Consider the following 9,038-nt stretch of genomic DNA (forward strand, 5'->3'; position numbering starts at 1 on the left):
GCAGGCAACATCAGCTGATGACCTTCCCCGGGCTGCCAGCCAACAACCTGCCCCGCTGCAACCACTCCAGCGCAATCGGCCACAAGCTGCGGCGGAACCGGTCATGGAAAAACGCGAAATGGCCAATTTCCTCGACCGAGATATCCACAGGCGCAATCCGCAAATGCTGGCGCTCCCCCTGCAAGTAGCCCAGTAACCGCTCGGTCGCCGCCACGGTGCCGAACGGATCGTCGGTCAGGCTGATCGCCAGGGTCGCCGCACGTACCAACGCAAAGGGTGCCACTTCCAGGCTGCGCCCACTGGGCCTGTGTTCATAGCGCGCAGTCCGGGTAGTCCAGTCATGCACCACGCCCGCCGGGGTATCTTCCATCCAGCCCAGGCGCTTGCCGGGAAAATAACCGAACGCCCGCGTCAGCAGCGGCATCACCACATGCCATTTGCCCAACAGCCGCCAGCGCTGGTTGGCCGCATAATCGCGCCAGTAGGCGAACTGCGCGCCTACCATCAGCACCCGCCGCACCTGGCCGGCAGACGGCGCCAGGCCCACTGCGCAACCGCCGAAACTGTGGCCCACGACATCCACCGGCTGGCCGGGGAACGCCTGCGCGGCGTACGCCAGCATGGCTTCGAAATCCAGCTGGCCCCAATCGCTCCATGAAGCCTGGAAACCGCGCAAGGAAGGCGGCCGCGATTCGCCGATGCCACGGTAATCGTAGGTCAGCACATCGAAACCCTGGGCGAACAGGTAGTCGGCAAAGCGCGCGTAGTAGCGGCAGCGTACAGAGGTGGCGGCATTGATGATCACCAGCGGACGCTGGGGATTGGCCGGGGCGTGGCGCCAGCAGAAGCCACCGAGGCTGTAGCCGTCGGCTGTGGTCTGGCGAAAAGGGGTGGCCGGTTGGGTGAGGCTGCTCATGGCGCGCTTTCCTGTTGTTGTGCGCCAACGCTAGCAAAAAATCTGTTGCCTGTACCGGCCTCTTCGCGGGACAAGCCCGCTCCCACACGAAACCTGTGGGAGCGGGCTTGTCCCGCGAAGAGGCCAGCCCGGATTCAGCTTACAGCTCGACGCAGTCGAACTTCACATCGGTCGCCACGTCTTCGTCGTAGTTGACGTCAGCGCGCTCGAAGCCGAACAGGTTGAGGAACTGCTTCTTGTAACCGGCGTAGTCGGTCAGCTGGAACAGGTTCTCGGTGGTCACTTGCGGCCACATGGCCTTGCAGGCGTCCTGTACGTCGTCACGCAGTTCCCAGTCGTCCAGGCGCAGGCGGCCTTTCTCGTCCAGCTCCGCCGGGGCACCGTCAGCGCGGTACATACGGTCACGGAACATGCGGTCCAGTTGATCCTGGGTACCTTCGTGAACGCCCTTCTCCTGCATGATCTTGAAGACCATCGACAGGTACAGCGGCATCACCGGAATAGCCGAGCTGGCCTGGGTGACGACCGACTTGAGCACCGCCACGTTGGCACTGCCACCGACCTTCTTGGCCAGGCGCTGGGCAGTCTCGTCCAGGTCCTGTTTGGCCTTGCCCAGGGCGCCGTGCCAGTAGATCGGCCAGGTGATCTCGGTGCCGATGTAGCTGAAGGCCACGGTGCGCGCTTGTGGCGCGAGTACGCCAGCAGCGTTCAGGGCATCGATCCACAGTTCCCAGTCCTGACCACCCATGACGGTGATGGTGTCCTGGATTTCCTGCTCGGTGGCCGGCTCGATGCTGGCCTCGATGATGGTGTCCTTGTTGGTGTCGATGGCGGTCGACTTGTACGGCTGGCCGATTGGCTTGAGCGCCGAGCGGATCACTTCACCGGTCTGCGGCAGCTTGCGCACTGGCGAGGCCAGCGAATAGATGACCAGGTCAACCTGGCCGCCCATTTCGTTCTTGATCAGCTCGATGACCTTGGCGCGGGCTTCGTCGGAGAATGCGTCACCGTTGATCGACTTGCTGTACAGGCCCTCGGCCTTGGCGAACTTGTCGAAGGCTGCAGCGTTGTACCAGCCGGCGGTACCGGCCTTGGTTTCGGTACCTGGCTTTTCGAAGAACACGCCCAGGGTATCGGCCTTGAAGCCGAAGGCCGCGGTGATGCGTGCTGCCAGGCCGTAGCCGCTGGAAGCGCCGATGACCAGGACCTTCTTCGGGCCATCCTCGCGCACGCCCAGCTTGCGGGTGGCTTCGATCTGGTCACGGACGTTGAGCTCGCAGCCCTTCGGGTGAGTCGTGGTGCAGATGAAACCGCGAACCTTAGGATGAATGATGGCCAATGTCTGTACCTCGTCAGGTTTATGCTGGGGAAGCGCCAACGGGCAGCGCTTCCATTGATCAGAGGGTGAGACTACCCCCAAAGGTTATCCGACACATATTACGGGCTGATCGGGGGGATTCAAATCCGCCCGCATCAATCTTGCCCCAGTGCGTCTTTCAACCAAGCGAGAAACTGCCTGGCCAGCGGATCGTCCTGGCTGTCCCGATGCACCAGGCAAGCCCACGCCGGCCCCCGTACCCGCTGCGCCGAAAGCGCCTGCAGCCGCCCCTCGTGTACCGCCCGCCGCGCCAGCAACTGGCTGACCAAGGCAATGCCCAAGCCTTCGCTCGCGGCATCCAGCAACAGCCCAGGGTCGGAGAAATTCAGCCCTTTGCCCTGCTGCCCGACCGCCTCGCCACCCTCCAGCTGCCAATGGCTCCAGTCCATCTCGCGCTCGCCATGCAGGGTGGTACGGGCGCGGGCATTCGCCAGCGAGGGGTGGCAGGCCGGGTACAGCAGGTCCTGGTGCAGCACCGTGAAGCTGCACTCGGCCTGGGCGCTGAGGTCATCGCGGATGGCCAGGTCGATGGTTTCGGTGGCCATGTCCGGCACCTCGAAACTGGTGAACAGCCACAGGTCGACCTCCGGGCAACGCTGATGAAAATCGGCCAACCGCGGCAGCAGCCAGTGCCGGGCAAACGCCGGCGTGGTGTTGACCACCAGCTGGTTGGGCTTGCGGTACTGATCGAGGCGGCGAATGCCTACGGCCAGGTGCTGCAACAGCGACTGAGTGGTGCTGAGCAGGTCATGCCCGGCATCGGTCAGGCTGACGCTGCGGCCACTGCGGTGGAACAGCGGTTGCTCCAGGTAGGTTTCCAGGCTGCGAATCTGTTGGCTGATGGCCGACTGGGTCAGGTTCAGCGCCTCGGCGGCCTTGTGGAAACTGCCGAGCCGCGCCGCGGCTTCGAACCCCCGGAGGGCATTGAGGGGTGGCCAGTGTTTCAGCATGATCGATAAGCCCTGCTAATCAGAATTGCGCTAAATCTATCGTTTGTCGCTGCCGCTTCATAGCCATAGCATGGTCACCAACACCCGCGACGGCGGGCTTCGTTGATAAAAATCCTTAATAGATCGGAGTTCACTATGGACCTGTCCCTCGACAGCGGCTGGCGCATGCCTGCCGAATGGGCCCGCCACGCTGCCACCTGGATGATCTGGCCGCACAACCAGGCACTGTGGGAAAGCGGCTGGCAGGTGCGCCTGGCCGATGTACAACGCGACTTTGCACGGGTGGCCGCCGCCATTGCCCGCTTCGAGCCGGTGAAAATGGTCGTCGATCCCTCGGCGACGGCCACTGCGCGTGCCTTGTGCGGTGCCAACATCGAGCTGGTCGAGCTGGCCGTCGACGACAGCTGGTGCCGGGACAGCGGCCCCAGCTTCATCTGCCACCCGCAACATGGCCTTGCCGGCCTGAGCTGGCGTTTCAATGCCTGGGGCGACAAGTCCGCGCATGGCCAAGACCGCAGCCTGGGCCGGCGCATCCTCGACCACCTGGGCCTCGACGGCTTCAGCACGGCCTTGTGCAACGAAGGCGGCGCCATTCATGTGGACGGCGAAGGCACCCTGATCACCACCGAGTCGGTGCTGCTCAACCCCAACCGCAACCCCGGCATCAGCAAGGCCGAGTTCGAACGCTGCTTCGCCCGTTACCTGGGCATCCGCAAGACCATCTGGCTGCCCGGCGACCCGCAGTACGTCACCGGTGACATGACCGATGGCCACGTGGACGGCGTGTGCGCCTTCGCCCGCCCTGGCGTGCTGCTGGTCGATGCCACCCATGATCACGGCTCGGTGTATGCCGAGGTCGTGCGAGAGAACCGCCGAGCCCTGGAACTGGCCACTGACGCACAGGGCCGCCGGTTCGAACTGCTCGATCTCTACGAAGCCAGCGCCGCTGTCGACCCCGAGGCCGAGGTGTTCTGCGCCTCCTACACCAACTTCTACCTCGCCAACGGCGCGGTCATCATGCCCGCCTACGGCATCGCCGCCGACGCCGACGCTGCCACACAGCTGGCCCATGCCTTCCCCGGCCGGGAAATCGTGCCGGTGCGCATCGACCACATCGCCCACGGTGGTGGCGGCATCCACTGCATCACCCAGCAACAACCCGAGGTGCAGCCATGAGCCTGCTGCGCATCGCCACGACCCAGATGCCGTGCAGCTGGAACCTGCCGGACAACCTCGACCGTGCCGAGCAGCTGGTGCGTCAGGCCGCCGCCCAGGGCGCCCAGGTGATCCTGCTGCAGGAGCTGTTCGCCACCCCCTACTTCTGCATCGAACAGGACCACCGCCACCAGGCCCTGGCCGAACCCTATGCCGACAGCCCGATCCTGCAGCGTTTCGCTGCCCTGGCCGGCGAGCTCGGCGTGGTCCTGCCGCTGAGCTGGTATGAACGGGCCGGCAATGCCTTCTTCAATTCGCTGACCGTCGCCGACGCCGATGGCCGCCTGCTTGGCATCTACCGCAAGACCCACATCCCCAACGCCATCGGCTATCAGGAGAAGGAATACTTCAGCCCCGGCGACACCGGTTTCAAGGTCTGGGACACCGCCTTCGGGCGTCTGGGCATCGGCATCTGCTGGGACCAGTGGTTCCCCGAAACCGCCCGCTGCCTGGCACTGCTAGGCGCTGAAGTGCTGTTGTTCCCCACTGCCATCGGCTCGGAACCGGGTGCTGCCGAACTGGACTCGCGCGACCATTGGCAGGTCGCCATGCGCGGCCATGCCGCCGCCAACCTGCTGCCGGTGGTGGCCGCCAATCGCGTGGGCGAAGAAGTCGCGGGCAGCGATCAGACCCTGTCCATGCGCTTTTATGGCTCGTCGTTCATCTGCGACCACAAGGGTGCCCTGCTGGCCGAAGCCGACCGCAGCAGCACGGGTATCTGGCTGCATGACCTGGACCTGGCGCGCATGCGCGAAGACCGCCTGAGCTGGGGCATCTACCGCGACCGGCGCCCGGAAATGTACGCGCCGCTGTTGACCCTGGACGGCCACCACTCCCACCTTGCGAGGGCCTGAACATGAAACTGCCACACCTGGCGGCGCTCGCCCTGACCCTCTGCGCCAGCCACGCCCTGGCCGAGCAGCCGACCCTGCGCCTGTACAACTGGGCCGACTATTTCGCCGAAGACACGCTCAAGCAGTTCACCGCTGAAACCGGCATCCAGGTGATCTATGACGTCATGGACGGCAGCGAGGTGCTCGAAGCCAAGCTGATGTCGGGCCGTAGTGGCTACGATCTGGTCTTCCCCGGCGATACCGTGGCCGAACGGCTGATGCGCGCCGGCAGCCTGCAGCCGCTGGACCGCAGCCGCCTGGAGGCGCTCGACGACATCGAGCCTGGCCTGCGCAAGCTGCATGACCAGTACCCCAAGGCCAGCCAGGCCACCGTGCCCTATACCTGGGGCACCATCGGCCTGACGAGCAACGCCGGCATGATTCGCCAGCGCATGGCCGATGCCCCGCTGGACAACCTCGACCTGCTGTTCAAACCCGAGCTTGCCGCCAAGTTCGCCGACTGCGGGATCTCGATCATCGACTCGCCCGACGAAGTCCTGGCCGTGGTCCTCAACTACCTGGGCCGGGAACCGCGCAGCGCCAAGCGCGAAGACCTGGCCGCGGCCAGCGAACTGCTCAAGGCGGTGCGCCCGTACATCCGCAAGTTCCAGTCGCAACCGGTCACCGAGCTGGTCAACGAGAACCTGTGCCTGTCGCTGGGCTACAGCGGCGATGTGATCCAGGCCCAGCGCACCGCCGAGGCCGCCGGCAAGCAGCTCGATTTCCAGTACCGCGTACCGCGCCAGGGCACCACGGTGTGGATGGACACCATGGCGATTCCCGCCGATGCCAGGCACCCGGAATACGCCTATCGTTTCATCAACTTCGTCATGCGCCCGCAGAACATGGCCGCGATCAGCAACTTCACCGGCTACCCGACGGCCAGCGCCAAAGCCCGCGAGGCGGTTGAACCGCGCTTGCGCGACAACCCCGATATCTACCTCGACGAAGCCACCTATGCCCGGCTGATTCCGGGCCGCGACATTCCCCAGGCCGACATGCGCGCGCGCATGCGTGTGTGGACCCGCTTCAAGACTGCACAGGACTGACTGACCCATGCCAAGCCGTAGAACCTTCCTGCAACTGTCACTGGCCGCGGGCCTTGGGGCCAGCCTGGGCTTGCCCCTGGGCCTGGCCCGCGCCGAGCAACCCGGCCGCTGGTTCATGCCCGACGAGGGCGAGCCGCAGCAACGCGCGTTCATTGCCTTCGGCGCCCAGGACGCCATCTGGGAGGATTTCACCGCCGACGTGCAAGCGGCCCTGGGCCGCATTGCCCAGGCGATTGCCCGCTACCAGCCGGTGACTGTGTTCTGCCGTGCCAGCGAACGCGAGCTGGCCCTGCAACATTGCGGGAGCCACAACACCCAGTTCGAGACCTGCGAGCTGGATGACATCTGGATGCGCGACATCGGCGCCAACTTCGTCGTCGATGACGGCAACGGCCTGGGCGCGGTGGACTTCAATTTCAACGGTTGGGGCAACAAGCAACGCCATCGCAACGATGCCCGGCTGGCCAAGCGAGTCGCCACGCTGGCAAGTGCGCAGTATCAGCGCAGCGAGTTGGTTGGCGAAGGGGGCGCCATCGAAGTGGACGGCCATGGCACCGGCATCATGACCGCAAGCAGCTGGATCAACGCCAACCGCAATCCGGGCTGGAGCAAGGCCGATGTCGAAGCCGAGCTCAAGGCGCGCCTGGGCCTGAGCAAGATCATCTGGCTTCCGGGCATCGCCGGCGAGGACATCACCGACGGGCATGTGGATTTCTATGCCCGCTTCGTGCGACCCGGCGTGGTCATTGCCAACCTGGACAAGGATCCCGAGTCGTATGACTACGACGTGACCCGCAAGCACCTGGAGATTCTCAAGAAAGCGACCGACGCCGAAGGCCGGCGCCTGCAGGTGCATGTCGTGTCACCGCCGATGCGGGGGCGGAAAAACAGGTTCAGCAAGGGCAACCCGGACTTCGCGGCGGGCTATATCAACTACTTCGTGATCAATGGCGCCATCATCGCCCCGCAGTTCGGCGATGCCCAGGCCGATGAAAAGGCGCGGGCCTTGCTGGCAGCGCTGTACCCGGAGCGCGAGGTGGTGCAACTGGACATCGATGCGATCGCGGCAGGTGGTGGCGGCATTCACTGCGTCACCCACCAGTGCCCGACCTAGCGGGCTTTCGAGGGTCTTGTGGGAGCGGGCTCGTCCCGCGAAGAGGATGGCCCAGGCACCGGAGCAGCCTGGCACGGGCTTCGCCCGTGTTCGCGGGACAAGCCCGCTCCCACAGGGTTTCTACCGAACCTGCTCATCAGAAATACGCCGCCTACGCCCGGTCAGCATCGACAGCGGCAGGTTCTCGCGCAAACGCACGCTCTCGACGATAGCCGCCAGCACATGCACGCAGACCAGCGCCAGCACGGCATCGGCCAGAAAGCTATGCACATCCATGGGCCAATCTGCGCCCCATAGCGCATCGATTTCCTGCGATGCCCACCCCGTCAGCCCCAGGCCGGTGATGCCAGTCAACATCAACAGCATCACCAGTGCGCCAATTGGCGAATGCCCCAACCGGTGATAGGGCTGGCCCTTGAACAACGCCCGGGCATGGGCCGCAAGGCGCGCAGGCGTTGGCCAGAAATCAGCCCAGCGCGCACTTTGCGGCCCGACGAAGCCCCACACCAGACGTATGACCACACAGCCCAGGGCGTAGTAACCGAGCCACTGATGCCAGTCGTCGCCCTCTTCGTTGAAAAAATAATCGGCAAAGAACACGGTGGCGATCGACAGGTGGCACAGGCGCAGCAGCGGATCCCACAGCTTTACCGTGGCGTCTGGCATCAGTCTTCGATCTCGGTCTTGACCGCCTTGCCCGTGACCGGGTCATGGTAGATCTCGACCTTCTTGCCATCCTTGTTAAAACCGTAGATCTCGTAGCAGTTGCCTTTGGTGACCTTGAACTTGTTGATCTTGTAGCCCTGCTCCTTGAGCTGGGCCTGGAATTTATCCGGGTCTTGCCAGGTACTCTTGTCGGCGGTGGTGCATTCTGTGGCGGCGAAGGCGGCACTGCTGCCCAGTAGCAGGGTGGCGGCAATCAGGATACGCATGACGATAGGCTCCAATCTGGGAGTTGAAAGGCTGGGTTGAACGCTTCCAGCTTAGTCGGGGCGCGCTGCCTGTGCCTTCTCCAGCGTCAGAATTGGCCCTATCGCGGATAAATCCGCTCCTACAGGGACCGCACCGAACCTGTAGGAGCGGATTCATCCGCGATAGGCCCACCGCGATCAATACATTCGGTTCTTGGCCATCTCGATATCGTTCATCAACGCCTTGGCCAAAGCACTCAGGTAGTCCGCTGCACCGAGCAACTTATGGTCATCCTCCATGTCGCCCTCGCGCACCAGGTGCTTGATGTAGCCCAGCAGTATCGAAACCTGCTCATAGGCATCCTCGATCGGAATGCCCGGCTGTACCCGCAGCAGATCTACAGGCGGGTTGCCGACATCGAGGAACGTCTCCACGCCGGCGGTGGTGAGGACTTTGGGGTCATCCGCCATGTCATCACCTCTGAGCCTGCTGGCCATAAAGTCGAGCGTGTACATGCTCCACCAACGCAAACGCGATCTCGCTGGCATGCATGGCATTGCCCAGCATGCTCAGGCCGTGTTCGCCAGCGCGGGCGCGGCAGTGTTCGTCGA

Annotated in this window: 10 protein-coding genes; 4 read left to right on the top strand and 6 right to left on the bottom strand. The window is 64.1% G+C overall.

Annotated elements, in window-relative coordinates:
* Positions 1-10: 10 nt before the first annotated feature.
* The 3 genes from PMI38_RS20190 to PMI38_RS20200 all read right to left on the bottom strand — a co-directional run bounded on the left by PMI38_RS20190 (position 11) and on the right by PMI38_RS20200 (position 3,244).
* Positions 11-916, bottom strand: coding sequence for an alpha/beta hydrolase family protein (locus PMI38_RS20190; RefSeq protein WP_008097901.1), 906 nt, complete (start codon positions 914-916; stop codon positions 11-13).
* A gap of 139 nt (positions 917-1,055) precedes the next feature.
* The gene (fabV, locus tag PMI38_RS20195) at positions 1,056-2,255 is read right to left on the bottom strand and encodes an enoyl-ACP reductase FabV (RefSeq protein WP_008097903.1); all 1,200 of its coding nucleotides are present in this window, start codon (positions 2,253-2,255) and stop codon (positions 1,056-1,058) included.
* A gap of 134 nt (positions 2,256-2,389) precedes the next feature.
* Positions 2,390-3,244 (bottom strand): LysR substrate-binding domain-containing protein, encoded by an 855-nt coding sequence (locus PMI38_RS20200; protein WP_008097905.1) that lies wholly within the window; start codon positions 3,242-3,244, stop codon positions 2,390-2,392.
* 135 nt (positions 3,245-3,379) lie between these two features.
* On the opposite strand from PMI38_RS20200, the gene PMI38_RS20205 reads away from it, so the two are divergent.
* The 4 genes from PMI38_RS20205 to PMI38_RS20220 are packed head-to-tail and all read left to right on the top strand — an operon-like array spanning position 3,380 to position 7,515.
* A complete protein-coding gene (locus tag PMI38_RS20205; protein ID WP_008097907.1) occupies positions 3,380-4,420 on the top strand; it encodes an agmatine deiminase family protein in 1,041 nt (346 codons plus the stop codon).
* Complete coding sequence (aguB, locus tag PMI38_RS20210) at positions 4,417-5,313, top strand: N-carbamoylputrescine amidase (protein WP_008097909.1); 897 nt, start codon at positions 4,417-4,419, stop codon at positions 5,311-5,313. The genes PMI38_RS20205 and aguB overlap by 4 nt, the downstream gene beginning before the upstream one ends.
* Positions 5,314-5,315: 2 nt before the next feature.
* A complete protein-coding gene (locus PMI38_RS20215) occupies positions 5,316-6,401 on the top strand; it encodes an extracellular solute-binding protein (protein ID WP_008097911.1) in 1,086 nt (361 codons plus the stop codon).
* Positions 6,402-6,408: 7 nt separating this feature from the next.
* A complete protein-coding gene (locus PMI38_RS20220) occupies positions 6,409-7,515 on the top strand; it encodes an agmatine deiminase family protein (protein WP_008097912.1) in 1,107 nt (368 codons plus the stop codon).
* A gap of 120 nt (positions 7,516-7,635) precedes the next feature.
* Here the strand turns inward: PMI38_RS20220 and PMI38_RS20225 are convergent, their stop codons facing one another.
* The 3 genes from PMI38_RS20225 to PMI38_RS20235 form a co-directional block, all read right to left on the bottom strand.
* Positions 7,636-8,181 carry a cytochrome b/b6 domain-containing protein gene (locus PMI38_RS20225; protein WP_008097914.1) on the bottom strand — a complete coding sequence of 182 codons (546 nt, stop codon included), beginning with the start codon at positions 8,179-8,181 and terminating at the stop codon, positions 7,636-7,638.
* Complete coding sequence (locus PMI38_RS20230) at positions 8,181-8,447, bottom strand: PepSY domain-containing protein (protein WP_008097916.1); 267 nt, start codon at positions 8,445-8,447, stop codon at positions 8,181-8,183. Before PMI38_RS20230 ends, PMI38_RS20225 begins: the two co-directional genes overlap by 1 nt.
* A gap of 177 nt (positions 8,448-8,624) precedes the next feature.
* Positions 8,625-8,897 carry a DUF3077 domain-containing protein gene (locus PMI38_RS20235; protein WP_008097918.1) on the bottom strand — a complete coding sequence of 91 codons (273 nt, stop codon included), beginning with the start codon at positions 8,895-8,897 and terminating at the stop codon, positions 8,625-8,627.
* Positions 8,898-9,038: the final 141 nt, after the last annotated feature.

The sequence above is a fragment of the Pseudomonas sp. GM84 genome, assembly GCF_000282535.1.
GTDB lineage: Bacteria > Pseudomonadota > Gammaproteobacteria > Pseudomonadales > Pseudomonadaceae > Aquipseudomonas.